Origin of the sequence: Cellulomonas sp. Y8 (assembly GCF_008033115.1) — a bacterium.
GTDB lineage: Bacteria > Actinomycetota > Actinomycetes > Actinomycetales > Cellulomonadaceae > Cellulomonas.
Map to the genome: position 1 here is coordinate 3,815,878 of NZ_CP041203.1, position 17,705 is coordinate 3,833,582.

At 78.0% G+C, this 17,705-nt stretch carries 13 protein-coding genes and 1 riboswitch; of the genes, 8 read left to right on the forward strand and 5 right to left on the reverse strand.

The window, feature by feature from the left end; genetic code table 11:
- Positions 1–141: 141 nt before the first annotated feature.
- Both FKM96_RS17335 and FKM96_RS17340 read right to left on the reverse strand, forming a co-directional pair.
- Positions 142–933 carry an A24 family peptidase gene (locus FKM96_RS17335; protein WP_147796288.1) on the reverse strand — a complete coding sequence of 264 codons (792 nt, stop codon included), beginning with the start codon at positions 931–933 and terminating at the stop codon, positions 142–144.
- A 137-nt stretch (positions 934–1,070) separates the two neighbouring features.
- Positions 1,071–1,697, reverse strand: coding sequence for an Lsr2 family protein (locus tag FKM96_RS17340; RefSeq protein ID WP_147796289.1), 627 nt, complete (start codon positions 1,695–1,697; stop codon positions 1,071–1,073).
- Between the two features lie 416 nt (positions 1,698–2,113).
- Here FKM96_RS17340 and FKM96_RS17345 point away from each other — a divergent pair, with 416 nt between their 5' ends.
- The 6 genes from FKM96_RS17345 (at position 2,114) to FKM96_RS17370 (ending at position 11,058) form a co-directional block, all read left to right on the forward strand.
- Positions 2,114–2,620, forward strand: coding sequence for a hypothetical protein (locus tag FKM96_RS17345; protein WP_147796290.1), 507 nt, complete (start codon positions 2,114–2,116; stop codon positions 2,618–2,620).
- A 280-nt stretch (positions 2,621–2,900) separates the two neighbouring features.
- Positions 2,901–3,815, forward strand: coding sequence for a hypothetical protein (locus FKM96_RS17350; protein ID WP_147796291.1), 915 nt, complete (start codon positions 2,901–2,903; stop codon positions 3,813–3,815).
- 142 nt (positions 3,816–3,957) lie between these two features.
- Positions 3,958–6,639 (forward strand): hypothetical protein, encoded by a 2,682-nt coding sequence (locus tag FKM96_RS17355; protein WP_147796292.1) that lies wholly within the window; start codon positions 3,958–3,960, stop codon positions 6,637–6,639.
- Between the two features lie 434 nt (positions 6,640–7,073).
- Complete coding sequence (locus FKM96_RS17360) at positions 7,074–9,611, forward strand: DUF4118 domain-containing protein (RefSeq protein WP_147796293.1); 2,538 nt, start codon at positions 7,074–7,076, stop codon at positions 9,609–9,611.
- Positions 9,608–10,330, forward strand: coding sequence for a response regulator (locus FKM96_RS17365; protein WP_147796294.1), 723 nt, complete (start codon positions 9,608–9,610; stop codon positions 10,328–10,330). The genes FKM96_RS17360 and FKM96_RS17365 overlap by 4 nt, the downstream gene beginning before the upstream one ends.
- Positions 10,331–10,742: 412 nt before the next feature.
- Positions 10,743–10,817: riboswitch (cyclic di-GMP riboswitch) on the forward strand.
- Positions 10,818–10,833: 16 nt separating this feature from the next.
- Positions 10,834–11,058, forward strand: coding sequence for a BldC family transcriptional regulator (locus tag FKM96_RS17370; RefSeq protein ID WP_147796295.1), 225 nt, complete (start codon positions 10,834–10,836; stop codon positions 11,056–11,058).
- Positions 11,059–11,220: 162 nt separating this feature from the next.
- Here the strand turns inward: FKM96_RS17370 and FKM96_RS17375 are convergent, their stop codons facing one another.
- From FKM96_RS17375 to FKM96_RS17385, 3 genes are read right to left on the reverse strand one after another with little or no spacing between them, the layout of a single operon-like run.
- Positions 11,221–11,835 carry a TetR/AcrR family transcriptional regulator gene (locus tag FKM96_RS17375; protein WP_147796296.1) on the reverse strand — a complete coding sequence of 205 codons (615 nt, stop codon included), beginning with the start codon at positions 11,833–11,835 and terminating at the stop codon, positions 11,221–11,223.
- A 13-nt stretch (positions 11,836–11,848) separates the two neighbouring features.
- The gene (locus FKM96_RS17380; protein ID WP_147796297.1) at positions 11,849–14,005 is read right to left on the reverse strand and encodes a YhgE/Pip domain-containing protein; all 2,157 of its coding nucleotides are present in this window, start codon (positions 14,003–14,005) and stop codon (positions 11,849–11,851) included.
- Between the two features lie 32 nt (positions 14,006–14,037).
- Positions 14,038–14,862 carry an ATP-binding cassette domain-containing protein gene (locus FKM96_RS17385; RefSeq protein ID WP_147796298.1) on the reverse strand — a complete coding sequence of 275 codons (825 nt, stop codon included), beginning with the start codon at positions 14,860–14,862 and terminating at the stop codon, positions 14,038–14,040.
- 202 nt (positions 14,863–15,064) lie between these two features.
- Here FKM96_RS17385 and FKM96_RS17390 point away from each other — a divergent pair, with 202 nt between their 5' ends.
- Together FKM96_RS17390 and FKM96_RS17395 are read left to right on the forward strand one after the other, a co-directional pair.
- Entirely contained in the window at positions 15,065–15,958 is an 894-nt protein-coding gene (locus tag FKM96_RS17390) for an isocitrate lyase/phosphoenolpyruvate mutase family protein (RefSeq protein WP_147796299.1), read from the forward strand.
- Positions 15,955–17,670: an AlkA N-terminal domain-containing protein gene (locus tag FKM96_RS17395; RefSeq protein ID WP_147796300.1), complete on the forward strand. Its 1,716-nt coding sequence runs from the start codon at positions 15,955–15,957 to the stop codon at positions 17,668–17,670. Before FKM96_RS17390 ends, FKM96_RS17395 begins: the two co-directional genes overlap by 4 nt.
- Positions 17,671–17,705: the final 35 nt, after the last annotated feature.

Consider the following 17,705-nt stretch of genomic DNA (forward strand, 5'->3'; position numbering starts at 1 on the left):
TGCGGCGTCCCCTCGGGCCCGAGCGAGTACTCGACGCGTCGAGCGAGCAGTCGCCGACTGCTCGCTCGACGCGTCGGTTGCCCGCTCGCGGGGCGGGCGCGCCGGGCGGGCGTGGCCGGGGGCGACCGGGGCCGCGCCCGGCTACGCCAGCAGGCCCAGGTACCAGGCGCCGAGCCGCCCGCCCACCGCGATCCCGAGCCAGGCCCCGGCGAGCATCCACGGCCCGAACGGGATCCCCGACCGGCGGCCCGCGCGGCCGGCGAGCACGAGCCCGACGGCGTACAGCCCGCCCAGGAGGAACGCCGCGAACCCGCCGACGAGCAGCACGTCCCAGCCGAACCACGCCAGGCACAGCCCGAGCACGCCCGCGAGCTTCACGTCGCCGAGCCCCATCCCGCCCGGATACGCGAGGGCGGCCGCGAGGTAGAACGCGAGCAGCGCCGCGCCGCCGACCGCCGCCCGGCCGAGCGCCGCCCAGTCCGCCTCGCCGCCCGGGTTCCAGGACGCCAGCGCGAGCAGCGCCGCGCACACCGGGTACGCGGGCAGCACGAGCACGTCGGGGAGCCGGTGGACGTCCAGGTCGATGAGCGTGAGCGCCACCGAGAGCGCCGCCAGGTACAGCAGGACGGGCAGCGTCCACGCGACGCCGGCGGACGCGGCGACGACCGCGAACAGCAGCCCCGTGCCCGCCTCCACCAGCGGGTACCGGCGCGCGATCGGCGCGTCGCAGTCGCGGCACCGCCCCCGCAGCAGCAGCCAGGACAGCACCGGGACGTTGTCCCGCGCGCGGATCCGGTGGCTGCAGCGCGGGCACGCCGACGGCGGCCGGGCGACCGACCCGCCGCGCGGCACGCGCCAGACGACGACGTTGAGGAACGAGCCGATCGCGAGGCCGAGCACGGCGGTGGTGAGGACGAGCGGGGCAGCGGGCACGGGGCTCCTCGCGGGTGCGGGGTGGGGCGGGACGTACGTCGGAGGACCGGTGCGGCGGTGCGCACGCGCGGAGGTCCGGGCGGCGGGCGGTCCTGGTGCAGGTCGTCAGGCGTGCTGGTCGTCAGGCGTGCGGGTCGTTAGGCGTGCGGGTGGGTGGCGAGGTAGGCGGCCACGATCGCGGCCGGGAGGCGTCCCCGGTCGGCGACGCGCAGGCCGCGCTCGCGCGCCCAGGCGCGGACCCGCACGGGGTCCACGACCCGGCGGCAGTGCCGGCACCCGCGCTCTGCGGGGCCGGACGGCGGGGCCGGGTCGGCCGCCGGGCCAGCTGCAGGGTCGGTCCCGGGGTCGGCTCCGGGGGCGGTCGGGGCCCCGGCCGCCGGTGCGTCGCCGGGCGGGGACGGTGGTACCGGGTCGGGTGGCGTCCCGGTCCCGCCGGGGCGGTCGGTGTCCGCCCCGTCGACCGCGTCGACGGCGTGGTCCGCGGCGTCCGGACCGCCGGACCCGCACACCACCGTCCCGCCCGAGCGCAGCCAGCGGGTCAGCGTGTCCAGGGCCGCCTGCACGGCGGCCGGTTCCGGCAGGCCGGGGTCGTCGGGCGGTGGGTCCGCGCGGGTGTCCTCGGGCGGGCTCGCCGGCGGGTCCGGCGGTGGGTCCGGCGGCCGGTGGTCGGCGCGGTCCGGCGGCGGGCTGGGCGGCGGGCCGGCGGGCAGGGGCAGCCAGCCGCACGTGGCCCGGTCGGTCGGGAGGGCGGTCAGGTCGGTCATCGGGCGCTCCGGTGCATCGGTGGGGAGGCGCGTCCCCGGCGCCGGGTCGGTGGCCGGCGTCGGGGGAGCCGCGCCGCCGCCGCCCGGGCTCGCGGGTTCACCGGTGCAGGTCCGGCGTGGCGCACGTCCTGCTTCCAGGGGTACCCGCACCGGAACCGCGCGCAAATGGCGGCCATACCTACTCAAATGGCTTGTTCGCGCGGATGCGTCGGGTGCTGGGCCCCGGGTCCCGAGGGCGGCGCGCGGGTTGCGGTTAGCCTCGACGTGCGATCGCGGGCGACAGCCTCAGCGCGGGACCGCACGTCACAGCAGCCGACGATCGGAGTGCAGCCATGGCCCCTCGACCGACGACCCACGACCGTGCCGCGACCCGCGCGGCGGACGGCTCTCCGCAGGCCACGCGCCCGGCGAGGCAGGTGTCCCGACGCTGGCGCGGCCTGGGCGCCGCCGGTGCCGTCGTGCTCCTCGCGGCGTGCGCCTCCGGGCCCGGTTCCGCGGGCGACGCCGAGTCGCCCACGACCGGGCCCGCGACGCAGTCGCCGACCCCCGTCCTCGCGCTCGTCGCGGGGTCGTCGGTGGTGGGCCTGCCCGACGGCCTCGACGCGCCGCCGGTGGACGCCGTGGCCGGCGCGGCACGGACGGAGGACGACACGCTGCTCTACGTCGTCACCTACGGGTCGGGCAGCTGCCCGGGCGTCGCCGACGCCACGACGACCGACCCCGGGGACGGGACCGTCGCGGTGACCTTCCCCGAGCCCGGGGACGGGCCGTGCACGATGGACTGGGTCCCGGCGACGACGGTGGTCGCGCTGCCGGACGGCGTCGCGTCGGACGGCGAGCTCACCGTGCAGGTCGGGGACCTCGGGCAGGTCACGCTGCCGGCCGGGTCCGACGAGCCCGCGTGGGTGCTGTCGGAGCGCTGAGCCCCGGGGCGACGGGACACGCCGGGCTGCGTCCCCAGGGTGGGACGCGGGCTGGCGGCGGGACGGGGCGGGCTCGCTAGAGTCGGTGGCTCAGCCGCGCACGACCGTCCCCGACCCGGGAGCACCACCGATGCGCGCACGCCCCGACAGCCCGCCGCCCCGCGCGGCCCACGACCACCCCGCCCCGCCCCGTGCCGGTGAGGCGGGCTCCGATCCGCCCCCGCCCGGTGCGGCATCCGCAGGGCGCCGTCGCGCCGCACGGGTCGTCTCCGTCCTGCTCGTGGCGGTCGTCGCGGCGGGCTGGGGTGTCCTGCGCGAGCGCGACGCGCGGGCGGCCGAGGCGCACGACCAGGCCACGGCGGCGCTCGCGGTGGCGGCGGGGCTGCTCCGCGACGCGCGGCACGAGGGCCGGACCGCGCTCGCGGGCTCGGCCGGGCGCGTGGCCCACAACGCGGTGCGGACCCACCTCGCCGCGCTGCTCGTCGACCTGCCCGCGACCGCGCCCGACCCCGACCTGCCGCGCGCCGCGGCGACCACGTGGGCCCTCGCGCAGTCCGAGGCCGCGACCCACCGCGCGGGTCTGATCTCGGAGGCGGCCTCGGCCGCACGGTCGGCGCAGGACGCGTGGGAGCACGACCGCGCGCGCGGCGCGCACGCCGAGGCGGTGCAGGCGCTGTCGCGCCTCGCGGACGAGGCTCGCGCGGCGCTGGCGGCGTCCGAGGGTCGCGTGCTCGACGACGCCGTCCGGGAGGTGCTCGCGGCGGCGCTCGCGGAGGCGGACGAGGCGCTCGGCTCGCCGGTCCCCGAGGGCACGGCGGAGCTGGACGCCGCGGCCGGCACCGCCCGGGGCTGTGCCGACGCGCTCGCGGCCGCGCGGGCGGACGTCGCGTCTGCCGAGGAGGCGTGGCAGGCGGAGCAGGACCGGCTCGCGGCGGAGCGCGCCGCGGCCGCCCGGGCGCAGGCGTCGTCGTCGGCCGGGACGCGCGGGACGGCGGACACCGCGTCCGGCGGGACGCGGTCCGCCGGCGGGTCCTCCGGCGGCTCGACGACCGGGACGGGCGGCGGCCGCTACGACGGCTGGCTGTCCCGCTGGTCGCCGGGCGACCCCGTGCCGGACGGCTGGACCGTGGTCGTCGAGACCGAGGGCGGCGGCTGGGGCGGCGACGAGTTCGGCAACGTCTGGGAGCTCGAGTGACCGGCGCGCACCCGGGGAGGCGCCGCTGAGCACAGCCTGACCCCGACGAGACGACGCACGACCGACCGCACCCAGCGGAGAGGGCCCGGTGCTGGCACACCGGACCCTCGCGCCCGCTCGACAGTTCCTCAGGAGACCTGACATGCAAGCACGGCCATCTTGGCATGCCCGCCGCGCCACCTCGGCGCTGCTCGCCGCCACCCTCGCAGCGGGGGCGGGCCTCGCCCTGCTGCTCGCCCCCGCCCCGGCACCGGCCGCCGCGGCGGTGCCGGCGACCGGCATCAGCATCACCCCGTCCGGCTACGGGCCCGTCCAGCTCGGCCCGCTCGACGGGCCGGCCGGGTCCGACGAGCACGGGTACTGCGTCCAGGCGCGGGTGACCGCGTCCGGACCCGCCGACACCGTCCGCGGCGCGACCCACGTGGACGACCCGCAGCTGGCGGCCGCGCTCGCCCGGCACCGCTGGTCGACGGACGACCTGACCCAGGCGGCGCTCGGTTACGAGGTGCACCAGCGGCACCAGCGCCCCGGCACGATGGCGGGCGGCGACGTCGATGCCGTCCGCGGCCTGCTCGCGGCCGCGACCCCGCAGACGGTGAAGGACCGGGCCGCGCAGATCATGGCCCAGGCGGCGGCTGAGGCCGGGCCGTGGACCGGCGTCGCCGGGGCGGTCACCGGGGAGGGCACCCGGACCGGCGAGATCCGTGGCATCCACCTGCGGTCCGCGTCGGGCCGGCTGGTCGCCGGGGTCCCGTTCACGGTCACCCTGAGCGGTCCGGCGACCCTGGACGCCTCCGGCACCCGCACCTACTCCGGCACGACCACGGCGGCGCCGATCACGCTGGGCTGGACCGCGACCGGCAACGGCACGGTGACGTACCAGGTCCGGTTCCCCGACGCCTGGCGCACGACGCTTACCGTGCTCGAGCTGGCCGCGAACCGCCAGGACCAGCTCACCTACGGCAACCGGCCCGGGCACGACCCGGCGGAGGTGACGGTCCCCGGGGAGCCGTTCGAGGTGGTCCGGGACTTCCGCCCGCGCGCGACGACCACCGTGCGCGACGTCGTGGTCGGCGCCGGGGACCCGCTCGTCGACGTGGTGACGTTCGCCGCGGCGCCCGGGGACCAGTGGGCCGTGCTCGACGGCGTCCCGGTCGCCCTGCCCGCGGACGTCACCTGGTACGGGCCGTACGACAGCCCGCAGCCGCAGGCCGCGGCACCGCCCGCGGGCGCGCCGGTCGCCGGGGTCGAGCGGGTCGTCGCCGAGGGCCCGGGCACGGTCAGCACCGCGGGCACGGTGCGCGCGAGCGGGCCGGGCTTCTACACCGCGGTCGTCACGATCCGCCGGGCCGACGCGGGTCCGTTCGCCGACTACGTCCGCGAGGACTTCGCGGCACCCTGGTTCGAGGAGGTGGAGACGGCGGTCGACCGGTTCGACCTCGTGCACGAGTCGGAGGTCCGGGAGTACAACGTCGCGCCGGGCGGCCGGGCGTTCGACCGCATCACGATCAGCGGCTACCCCGACGACCACGGCCAGTTCGGCGGGCTCGGCGGCTGGGCGCCCGACCTCGGGGAGGCGACCGTCACGGTCTACGGCCCGCTGGCGGCGGCGCCCGACGGCCCGGAGGTCCCCGAGGACGCCCCGGTGCACTGGACGGACACGCTCGCGGCGGTGGACGGCGTGTTCGAGGTCGGCTACGACGACGCCCACCCGGTGCTCGCGCCGGTGCGGGCCACCCACCCCGGCGGCGACTACTTCGTGTTCGTCTACGCCTTCGCCGGGGACGACCGGGTCGAGGCCTACGTCAGCCCGTTCGACGACGTGCGGGAGGTGTTCTACGTGCCCGGCCCGCCCGAGGTCGTGGTGCCGCCGTCCGTCGTGACCCGGGCGCAGCCGTCCGCCGCTGCGGGTGCGACGATCCACGACGTCGCCCTGGTCACCGGCACGACAGACCCCGGCGACCACCTGGTGTTCCGGGCCTACGGCCCGCAGGACCCGGAGGCCGAGGCGGTGTGCGACGAGGACACGCTCCTGTGGACGTCCGAGGCGGTGCCGGTACCGGGGGCCGGCCTCTACGACTCCGGCAGCGCGCCGGCCCCCGACCGGGAAGGTGCCGTCTACTGGGTCGAGACGCTGCACGCCGCGGACGGGTCCGTCCGGCACGCCGGCGTCTGCGGGCTGCCCTACGAGACCACGCTCGTGACCGCGGACCTGGCGGTCCGGACGCAGGCGCGCTCCGGTGCGCAGGAGGGCTCGGTCGCGCCTGACGCCGGTGGCGACGGGCTGCAGGGCTCGGCCGCGCCCGAGGGCTCCGGCGAGCCCGACGTGGGCGGCGACGGGCCGGTCGTCGGCGACGCGCTCTGGGACGTCGTGGTCGTCAGCGGGACGGTCCCGGCGGGGGCGACCACGGTCGTCGACCTGTTCCACGCGCCGGAGGGCGAGCCGCTCGACTGCGCCGAACCGGTCTGGACGTCGGCGCCGATCCCGCTGGCCGACGGCCCGGGGGAGTACGTCACGGGCCGGTACCCGACGACCGAGCCCGGCACCTACGGGTACGTCGAGCGCACCACCGCCGCGGACGGCACCGTGCTGTCGACCGGGGAGTGCGGCGACCCCGCCGAGACGCTGACCGTCGCGGCGCCCGCGCCCGAGGCCGCACCGGAGCCGGAGCAGCCGCTCGCGGTCACGGGCGCGGACGCGGCGCTCCTCGGCGGGGCGGCGCTGCTCCTCGTCGCGGGCGGGGTGGCCGTGGCGGTGCACCGGGCGCGACTGCGGCGCGCGCTCGACGCGACGGCCGCCGACGAGGGGTGGCCCGCGCCGTGAGCCGGCGCCCGCGGCGCGCGGTCCGGCCGCGCGCCGCGGGCGCTGCTCGGCCGCGCGCCGCGGGCGCTGCTCGGCCCTGTGCCGCGGGCGCTGCTTGGCCGTGTGCCGCGGGCGCTGCTTGGCCGTGTGCCGCGGGCGCTGCTCGGCCGTGTGCCACGGGCGCTGCTCGGCCGTGTGCCGCGGGCGCTGCTCGGCGCTGTGCCGCGGGCGCTGCTCGGCCCGGTGCCGCGGGCGATACCCGGGCCCGTGCCGCGGGCGCTCCTTGGGCCCCACGGCGCGGTGCTCGGCGTGCGCCGCGGCGCGATGCCCAGCCGCAGGTCACCGCCCCCGGGGGGGCTACGATCACGGCAGGGACCTGGAGCGCCCCGGGACGCGGCGGCGGCGGTCGTCGCACCGCCCGGACCTCGCCCTCGACGACCAGGAGGGGTGAGCGGATGACCCGGGGCCGGCTGCGCGTGCTGCTCGGGGCGGCGCCCGGTGTGGGCAAGACCTACGCCATGCTCGAGGCGGGCCGCGACCTGCGCACCGACGGCCGCGACGTGGTCGTCGCCGTCGTCGAGACCCACGGCCGCGCCGCCACGGCCGCGCTGGTCGAGGGCCTGGAGGTCGTGCCGCGCGCCCGCGTCGAGCACCGCGGCATCGCGCTGACCGAGCTCGACCTCGACGCGGTGCTCGCCCGCCGCCCGCAGGTCGCGCTCGTCGACGAGTACGCGCACACGAACGCCCCCGGCTCCCGGAACGACAAGCGCTGGCAGGACGTCGCGGAGCTCCTCCACGCCGGCATCGACGTGCTGACCACGGTGAACATCCAGCACATCGCGTCGCTCAACGACGTCGTCCGCACCATCACCGGCGTCCCGCAGCGGGAGACCGTCCCGGACGCGGTGCTCCGGGCGGCGGACCAGATCGAGCTCGTCGACCTCGCCCCGCAGTCCCTGCGCGACCGCCTCGCCGAGGGCAACGTCTACCCGGCGGAGCGCGTCGACGCGGCGCTGTCGAACTACTTCCGGCTCGGCAACCTCACGGCGCTGCGCGAGCTCGCGCTGCTGTGGCTCGCCGACGAGGTCGACTCCGCGCTGCGCTCCTACCGTGCCGAGCACGCGATCGACGCGCCCTGGGAGGCGCGCGAGCGCGTCGTCGTCGCGCTGACCGGCGGGCCCGAGGGGGAGACGCTGCTGCGCCGCGGCGCCCGGATCGCGGCCCGGTCGGCCGGCGGGGAGCTGCTGGCCGTGCACGTCAGCGCCCAGACCGGCCTGCGGGACACCGACCCCGGGGCGCTCGCGGCCCAGGCGGCGCTCGCCGAGCAGCTCGGCGGCACCTACCACCAGGTGGTGGGGGAGGACGTGCCGACCGCGCTGGTCGAGTTCGCCCGCGCGCGGGACGCGACGCAGCTCGTCATCGGGCTGAGCCGACGCGGCTGGCTCAAGGCCGCGCTCACCGGCCCGGGCATCGGCGCCACGGTGATCCGGCAGGCCGGACCGATCGACGTCCACATCGTCAACCACGCGGCGGCGGCCGGCGCGCGGCTGCCGCTGCCCCGGGTGACGGGCGCGCTGACCGTCCGGCGGCGGCTGCTCGGGTTCGCGCTGTGCGTGCTGCTCGGCCCGCTCCTCACCTGGTGGCTGGTCGCGGCCAAGAGCGTCGACTCGCTCGCCAGCGACGTGCTCGCGTACCAGCTGCTCGTCGTGGTGATCGCGCTGGTCGGCGGCCTGTGGCCCGCGCTGCTGACCGCCCTGCTGTCCGGGCTGACGCTGAACTACCTGTTCGTCGCGCCGACCCACACCGTCACGGTCAGCGAGCCCGTGCACGCCCTCGCCCTGGCCCTGTACGTCGTCAACGGCGCGCTGGTCGCCGCGGTGGTCGACCTCGCGGCGCGCCGCACCCGCGCCGCGCACCGCGCCCGGGCGGAGTCCGAGCTGCTCGCCACGGTGGCCGGCGGCGTGCTGCGCGGCCAGGACGCGCTCGGTGCGCTGATCGAGCGCGCGCGGGAGGCCTTCGGGCTGGCGGGCGTGCGGCTGCGCGCGGACGACGAGGTGCTCGCGGAGTCGGGCACCGTCCGGCCGGGGTCGCCGCACGTCCCGGTGGACGAGCACACGGTGCTGGACCTCGACCGCGGCGACGGCGTCCCGCGCGGCACCGACTCCGCCGTGCCGGACGTCGACGGCGCGGACAACCGCCTGCTCGGCGTCGTCGTCGCGCAGGTCGCCGCCGCCCTCGACCACCAGCGGCTGAGCCGCACCGCCGACGCCATCGGCCCGCTGCGCGAGACCGACCAGGTGCGCAGCGCGCTGCTCTCCGCGGTCAGCCACGACCTGCGCCGCCCGCTCACGGCCGCCACGACCGCCGTCGGCAGCCTGCGGTCCCAGGACGTCGACTGGTCGCCGGCCGACCGCGAGGAGCTCCTCGCGACCGCGGACGAGAGCCTGGCGACCCTGACCGGCCTCGTCACGGACCTGCTGGACGTCAGCCGGCTGCAGGCGGGCGTGCTCGGTGTCTCTGTGCGTCCCACGGACGTCGACGACGTCATCCTGCCCGCGCTCGACGAGCTGGGCCTCGGGCCCGACGACGTGCACCTGGAGCTCGACCCGGCCCTGCCGCCCGTAGAGGCCGACCCCGCGCTGCTCCGCCGCGTGATCGTCAACGTCCTCGCGAACGCCGTGCACGCGAGCCCCGCGGGCGTGCCGGTGCGCGTGCAGACGAGCGCGTTCGCCGACCGGGTGGAGATCCGCGTCGTCGACCACGGCCCCGGCGTCCCCGCCGGCCGGCGGGCGGACCTGTTCGTGCCGTTCCAGCGGCTCGGCGACACGGACAACGCCACCGGCCTCGGGCTCGGCCTGGCGCTCTCGCGCGGGTTCGCCGAGGGGATGGGCGGGACCCTCGGGCCGGAGGACACCCCCGGCGGCGGGCTGACCATGGTGATCGCGCTGCGCCAGGCCGGCGCCGCGCCCGGCCCGGGGGAGCGCGCGGCGTGAAGATCCTCATCGCGGACGACGACCCGCAGATCCTGCGCGCCCTGCGCATCACGCTGCGGGCCCGCGGCTACGAGATCCTCGTCGCCACCGACGGGGTGTCGGCGCTGAACCAGGCGATCGAGCACAAGCCCGACCTGTACCTCATCGACCTCGGGATGCCGCACCTCGACGGCGTGGAGGTGATCCAGGGGCTCCGCGGCTGGACGACGGCGCCGGTCCTCGTGCTGTCCGGGCGCACCGGCTCCGCCGACAAGGTCGAGGCGCTGGACGCGGGCGCCGACGACTACGTGACCAAGCCGTTCGGAGTCGACGAGCTGTTGGCCCGGATCCGCGCCCTCACCCGGCGCGCCTCGGGTGGCCCCGATGCCGAGCCGCTGGTCCGCATCGGCGACGTGACCGTCGACCTTACCGCGACCACCGTGACCCGGGACGGCACGCCGCCCGAGCCGGTGCGGCTCACGCCGACGGAGTGGCGGATCCTCGAGATGCTGGTGCGCAACGCCGGCCGCCTGGTCACCCGGCAGACCCTGCTCTCCGACATCTGGGGCTCGGAGCACATCACGGACACCGGCTACCTGCGGCTGTACCTGTCGCAGCTGCGCAAGAAGCTCGAGCTGGACCCGGCCGCGCCGCGGTACCTCCTGACGGAGCCGGGCATGGGCTACCGCTTCGACCCGACGGGCGGCAGCGGCCCGTCGGGGACCGGCGCGGCGGTCTGACCCTCGGGCCGTCGCGCCGCCCCGCCGTGCCGCCCCGCCGCCGCGCCGCCCGTCGGGCTGCTCATCCCTTTCGACCGACCTGATCCCCACCCGATCGTCGCCCAGCACCCCGAACGATCCGGTGGCGGGGAGACTTCTCGCTGGGGATCAGGAGCGAGCGGCCCCGGCCGCGCGAGCCCGGCGGGCGTGGCGAGGGTGGTCCGGGCGTCCGCGACGGCCTGCGAGTCCGCCCGCCCGGGTGAACCTGCGCATCGTCCGGCTGACCCCGGTGGCGGTCCCGACGCCGCGCTGGTAGCCGCGGGCCGGTCGGCACCCGTCCGCGATGTGAACGCGCACACCGCTGACCTGCGGTTCTGTCCGCTCTCGGGTGGTACTTGCCGTTCTGTCCGATTTCTGTATAGTTCTCCTCGTTGAGCGACAACGGCAAACCCGCTGCAAGGCGGGGACGCAAAGCCACGGGTCCCAAGGGGACAGCCGGGCTACCGAACCGACTAGGAGTCACCATGACGTACCCCCTCGAGGCCCAGATCCCGACCCAGGCCTCCGCCTCCCTGCTCACGCCGGGTGAGGTCGCGGTCATGTTCCGGGTCGACCCGAAGACGGTCACCCGCTGGGCCCAGGCCGGCAAGCTCTCCGCCGTCCGCACCCTCGGCGGCCACCGCCGGTTCCTCGAGTCCGAGGTCATGGAGCTGCTCGGCGGCGTGCCGCAGCAGGCCGGCCGCCTCTGAGGCGCAGCACCCCGCAGCATCGCGAACGGGCCCCCGAGCACACGCTCGGGGGCCCGTTCCGCGTTCCGGGGAGGACCGACCGCGGGTCGGGTGGAAGGTCTGGCCCGACACGCGCGCGGCGTGTCCGGCCAGATGGTCCACCGGACGTGCCCCGCCCGGACCTCAGCCCGGCAGCGGGTCGAGCACCGTCGCCAGGACCGCGCGCCGGACGTCCGCCGCCGGCCGGTCGGGCTGGAACGCCAGCCACTCCAGCCCGGCGACGAGCGTCGCCCCGAACATCGCCGCGGCGGTGAGCGAGGGGTCCCGGTGCGGCCAGGACGCCTCGACGACCTCGGCGAACACCGCGAACGACTCGTCGCGCACCTGCCGGATCGAGTCCTGCCAGTCGCGCCCGGTGCGGAACACCTCGGCCACCAGCACCTTCGCGAAGTCGGGGTGCCCCTGGATCTGCGCGAGCAGCTCGTGCACCAGCGCGCCGACCGCGTCCCGGCCCTCGCGCCCCTCGGCGGCGCCGCGGAGCGCGGTCGTCAGAGCCTGCTGGCCCTCGGTGAGCACGGTCTCGAACAGCGCGCCCTTGGACCCGAAGTTGTAGTAGACGCTGCCCTTGGCGACTCCGGCGCGGTCGGCGATGTCGTCGACCGAGGTGGCGGAGAACCCGCGGTCGGCGATGAGCGCGACGGTCGCCGTGATGATGGCCCGGCGGGTGTCGCGCCGGCCGGTGCCGGGGGAGTCGACGGCCCCGGAGGGCGCGGGGACGGCGTCGGCGGCGGCTGGCATGGGACCCAGCCTCTCAGATCGACAGGGCGGGGTGCAGACGGGACAGTGTCCACGTGCGCTGCCGCGCTGCGCGCCACGAGGTGATCGCGAGCGAGCCGAGCAGGAACGCCGCCAGCGCCGCGACCGAGGTCCACAGCCGCGCGTCGGTGCCGCCGGTGGTGAGCTCGCGCAGGCCGGTGACGGCGTAGGTCATCGGCAGCGCGGGGTGCAGCGCCCGGAAGAACGCGGGCGTCGTCTCGACCGGGTAGGTGCCCGAGGCGGCGGTGAGCTGCAGCATCAGCAGCGCGATGATCGCGACCTTGCCCGCCGCGGCGCCCAGCACCGCGATGAGCATCTGCTGCACGGCCAGGAACGCGCCCGCGACCAGCACCGTGAACGCGGCGGTGCCGAGCGCCGTCGACCAGCCGAGGCCGAGCCCGAAGTGCACGACGGTCAGCAGGATCACGACCTGGCCGACGCCGATCGCCAGCGCCGGCAGGTAGCCGGCGAGCGCGATCCGCCAGCCGCGGGCGGGGGTCGCGAGGCCGCGCGGCGGCAGCGGGCGGAGCAGCAGCCACGTGATCAGCCCGCCGACGAACAGCGCGAGCGGCACGAAGAAGGGCGCGAAGCCCTCGCCGTAGCCGTCGGCCGCGGCGACGTCGGTGCTCGACAGCCCGACGGGGGTGCTCAGGGCGCTCGCCCGGTCGGACCGGGTCGCGTCGGAGTCGTCCGGGATCTGCGCGGCGCCGTCGGCCAGCTTGTCGGCGAGCTCCTGGCTGCCGTCGCCGAGCTGGTCGGAGCCGTCGGCGACCTGGGTCGCGCCCGAGGCGAGGGTGCCGGTGCCGGACGCGAGGTCGGCGGCGCCGGACGCGAGCGTGCGCGCGCCGGAGTCGAGGTCGGACGCGCCGGAGGCGAGGGTGCCCGCGCCGCCCGCGAGGTCGGACGCGCCGGCGGCGACCTGCGCGGTCCCGGACGCGAGGGTGCCGGCGCCGGACGCGAGCTCCGCCGTCGACGAGGACAGCGTGCCGAGGCCGGACGACAGGGCGGCGGAGCCGTCCCGGAGGTCGTGGGCGCCGGTGACGAGCGCCTGGAGGTCGGCCGCGGCCTTCGTCTGGCCGTCGGCGGTCGTGGGCAGGCCGAGGTCGGCGAGGGTCGTCTGCATCGCCTGGAGCTGGGCCTGGATCCGATGCGCGGCGTCGGTGTCGCCCGCGGCGGCCTGCTCCTGCGCGAGCGCGGTCAGGTTCGTGGCGACGGACCCGAGCCCCGTGCTCGCGCCGGACAGGCGGCCGAGGGTCGTGGCCGCCTTGTCGACGCCGTCGCTCAGCTGCTGCGCGCCCGCCGCCAGCAGCCCCGACTTCGTCGCCGCGTCGGACGCGCCCGCGGCCAGCCGCTGCGCGCCGTCCGCCAGGTCCGCCGCGCCCGAGGCCGCGGTGCCCGCGCCCGACGACAGCGTGCCCGCGCCGCTCGCCAGCGTCGCGGCCCCCGAGTCCAGCCGGCCGGCGCCGCTCGCGAGGTCCGCGGCCCCCGACGACAGCCGGGCCGCGCCGTCGGCGGCCGAGGTGGCCCCGTCGGCGACCTGGTGCGCGCCGGTCGACAGGTCGCCGCTCGCGGCGGTGAGCGTCAGGGCGCCGTCGGACGCCTGGGCGAAGCCGTCCCGCGCCGAGCCGAGCCCGACGAGCACCTGGTCCGCGGCCTGCTCGCCGATGGTGGCGGACACCGCGGCGCGGATCTGCGTCATCGCGCTGCGGCCCAGGGTCGAGGCCAGGTAGGAGTTGGCGTCGTTGTAGGTGACGTCGATCTCCGCGGACGTCGGGGCGTCGCCGCCGATCGACGCGATGTCGGTCGAGAAGTCCCCGGGCAGCGTCACCGCGAAGTAGTAGGTGCCGTCGGTGACGCCCGCGGCGGCCTGGTCGGCGTCGACCTGCCGCCAGTCGAGGGCGTCGGAGCCGAGGAGCTCGTCCACGACGTCGTCGCCGGCGCGCAGCGGCTCGCCGTCCCGGGTCGCCCCCTCGTCGGCGTTCACCAGGGCGACGGGCAGCCGGTCGAGGTTGCCGGTCGGGTCCCAGTAGGCCCAGAGGTAGAGCGCGCCGTAGAGCAGCGGGATGGCGAGCATCGCCACGACGGCGAGCTTCGGCAGCACGCCGCGGCGGAACCGGCGCAGCTCGGTGCCGGTCGACAGGGAGGAGAGCATTCGGGGTCCTCGGGAAGGAGAAGCGGGAGAATTCAGGCGGCGGGCACGGCGTGCGGGCCGGTGGCGAGGTTCACGACCTCGGGGGCGGCCCACCAGCGCATCCGGGCGACCTCGTCCAGCGAGGCGACCGACGCGATCACGGTGGTGCCGGCGGCGGCGAGCGCCTCGAGCCGGGTCCACACCGTCTGCCGGCGGCCGGAGTCGTGCACCTGGTCGACGTCGTCGACGACGAGCAGGTCGGGCTCCTGGGCCAGGGCGAGGGTGACCCGCAGCAGCATCGCGTCGACCTCGTCCAGGTCCCAGATCACGGTCTGCACGCGGGGGAGCGGGCGCTCGCCGAACACCGGCCCGGCCAGGTCGGCAAACCGCTCCTGGGAGACGCGGCCGGTCCAGCGGTACCAGGGTGACAGCCAGGCGAACCGCTCGCGGACGACGTCGCCGACCGTCACGGAGTCGTCGAGCTCGTCGACCCCGGCGAAGCCGGCCACGGCGGCGCGGCGCTGCACGACGGACCGGCGGCGGGGCAGGTCCTCGCCGAGCACGGTGAGCTCGGTGCCGCGGTCGGGGACCATCCGGCCGGCGAGCGTGAGCAGCAGGCTGGACCGGCCGGCGCCCTGCGGGCCCTGGACGACGGTGAGCGCGCCGGTCGGCAGGTCGAGGTCGACCGGGCCGTAGACCGGGCCGCGGGTGCCGGTGAGCACGAGGCCGCGGGCGCGGACGGCCGACGGGGGCGGGGTGGGCGCGACCTCGGGGTCCGGCGCGGCGGCGTCGGGCCGGGCGCCGGCCTGCTGCTCGGCGTGCGGGTGCGCGACGCGCTGCTGCTCGGCCTCGCGGGTCGGGGTGGGCTCCGAAGACACTGTCGCCTCTGATCGTTTCGCACTGACTGGTCAGTACAAAGATAGGACGGCCGCCGCGTGGCGTCACGCCGGCACCGGCGTCTCGCGCGTCACACCGCGCCCGGCGCGGGCGGGCGGCAGGACGGCGGAGCGGCGACCGGAGCCGGACGGCCATGTCCGATCGCCGCTGGACTCCCACACCGCCCAGGGGTGGGATGGGTCCATGACCAGCACCTCGCACCCCGCCGCGCCCGTCCTCGACGCCCGGGCCCGCCGGCTGCACGCGCTGCACGACCCGGCCGCGCCGCTCGCCCTCGCCAACGCGTGGGACGTCGCCAGCGCCCGGGTGGTGGAGGCGGCGGGCGCCCCCGCGGTCGCCACGACGAGCGCGGGCGTCGCGTGGTCGCTCGGCCTGCCGGACGGGGACCGGCTCGACCGCGACGCGCTCCTGGCCGCCGTCGCCCGGATCGCCGGCGCGGTCGCGGTGCCCGTGACGGTGGACGCGGAGGGCGGGTTCGCCGCCGAGGCGGCCGACGTCGCGACGACCGTCGCCGGGCTGCTCGACGCGGGGGCGGTCGGCATGAACATCGAGGACGGCGGGCGCGCGCCGGAGGAGCTCGCCGCTCGCGTCGCGGCGGCCCGCGCGGCCGCGGACCGGGCCGGCGTCGCGCTGTTCGTCAACGCCCGCACGGACGTGTTCCTGCGCGGGCTCGGGGCTCCGGAGGGCCGCGGGGCCGAGGCCGTGGCCCGGGCCCGGCGGTACGTCGAGGCGGGCGCGAACGGGATCTTCGTGCCCGGGGTCGCCGACCCCGCGACGATCGCCGAGCTCGCCGCCGCGATCCCGGTGCCGCTCAACGTGATGGCGGTGCCGGGCCTGCCACCGGTCGCGGAGCTCGGCCGGCTCGGCGTCGCCAGGGTCAGCCTCGGGTCGTCCGTCGCCGAGGCGGCCTACGCGGTCGCGCGCCGGGCCGCCGTCGAGCTCGCGGGGCCGGGCACCTACGGCGTGCTCGCGGACGGCGTCGACTACCGGGAGCTCGACGCGCTGGTCGCCGCCGGCGCGGCGTCGTCGGACCGGTCGTCGGGCGCGGCGTCGTCGGGCGGGGCGGACCGGCCGTGACCGAGGCCGCGCACGCGCGCTGGGCCCCCGGCGATCCCGGCTTCGAGGAGCGGTACCGGGCGATCGACGCGCGGGACACCCGGTTCGACGGGCAGTTCGTCACCGCGGTGTCGTCGACGGGCATCTACTGCCGCCCGTCCTGCCCCGCCCGCACCCCGCGGCGGGAGCACGTGACCTTCTACCGGACGTCCGCGGCGGCGCACGAGGCGGGCTACCGCGCCTGCAAGCGCTGCCTCCCTGAGGCCACGCCCGGCACGCCGGAGTGGGACCTGCGCCGCGATGCGGTGGGCCGCGCCATGCGGCTGATCGGCGACGGCCTGCTCGACCGCGGCGGGGTGGACGCGCTCGCCGCCGAGCTCGGGTACACGCCGCGGCACGTGCACCGGATGCTGGTCGCCGAGCTCGGGGCCGGACCGCAGGCGCTCGCGCGGGCGCGCCGCGCGCAGACCGCGCGGGCGCTGCTGGTCGGGACGACGCTGCCGGTGACCGACGTGGCGTTCGCGGCGGGGTTCGGCTCCGTCCGGCAGTTCAACGACACGATCCGCGAGGTGTTCGCGGTGCAACCGACCGAGCTCCGCGCCCGGGCGCGGCGGGCGGAGGGCGCGGCACTGCCCGCGGGTGCGGCCCGGGCACGGGCCGGGGCCGAGGGGTCGTCGGGGTCCGCGGGCGCCGCCGGGTCGCCGGGTGGCCCCGGCCGCGCACCGGGTGAGCGGGCCGGTGCGTCGGACGAGTCCGCCCGTGCGCTCGGGGTCGCCCCGCAGGTGCGGCTCGACCTCGCGCTGCCGGTCCGGCAGCCGTACGACGCGCGCGGGGTCCTCGGCTTCCTCGCGGTGCGCGCCGTCGACGGCGTCGAGGTGGCGGACCTGCCCGACGGCGGCCCGCTGCGGTACGCCCGCACGCTGTCGCTGCCGCACGGCCCCGGCGCGGTCGAGGTCGTGGCGACGCCCGACCGCCGCGGCGGGTGGCGGCTGTCCGCGCGGCTGGAGCTCGCCTCGCTCGCCGACGTCGGGACGGCGGTGGCGCGGGTGCGCCGGCTGCTCGACCTGGACGCGGACCCGACGGCGGTCGACGCCGCCCTGGGGCTGGACCCGGTGCTCGCCCCGATGGTCGCCGCGACGCCGGGGATCCGGGTGCCGGGCACCGTCGACCCCGCCGAGCTCGTCGTCCGGGCGATCGTCGGGCAGCAGATCTCCGTCGCCGCCGCGCGGGGCCACCTCGGGCGGCTCGCCGCCGTCGCGGGCGCCCCGTACGCGTCGGCGATCCCCGGGCTGGAGCGGCTGTTCCCGACGTCGAAGGAGGTGCTCGCCGCCGTCCCGGTGCCGGTCCCGGGCGCCGACCCCGACCCGGACCGGCCGCTGCGGCTCCCCGCGCGCCAGGTGGCCGCGGTGCTCGCGGCGGCGGAGGCGCTGGTCGACGGGTCGCTGCCCGCGCACGTCGGCGCCGACCCGGTGACGCTGCGGGAGCGGCTGGTCGCGCTGCCGGGCGTCGGCCCGTGGACCGCGGCGTACGTGGCGATGCGGGTGCTCGGGGACCCGGACGCGTGGCTCGCCGGTGACGTGGCGCTCGTGGCGGGCGCGACGGCGGCGGGCGCGCTCGACCCCGGCCTGCCCAAGCCGGCGGCGCACCGGGCCCTGGCGGCGCGCGCTGCCGCGTGGTCGCCCTGGCGCTCGTACGCCGCGATGCACCTCTGGCGGGCCGCCGCGGCGCGCTGACCAGGCCGCCTCCGTGCCGCGCGCCCGGTCCGCGG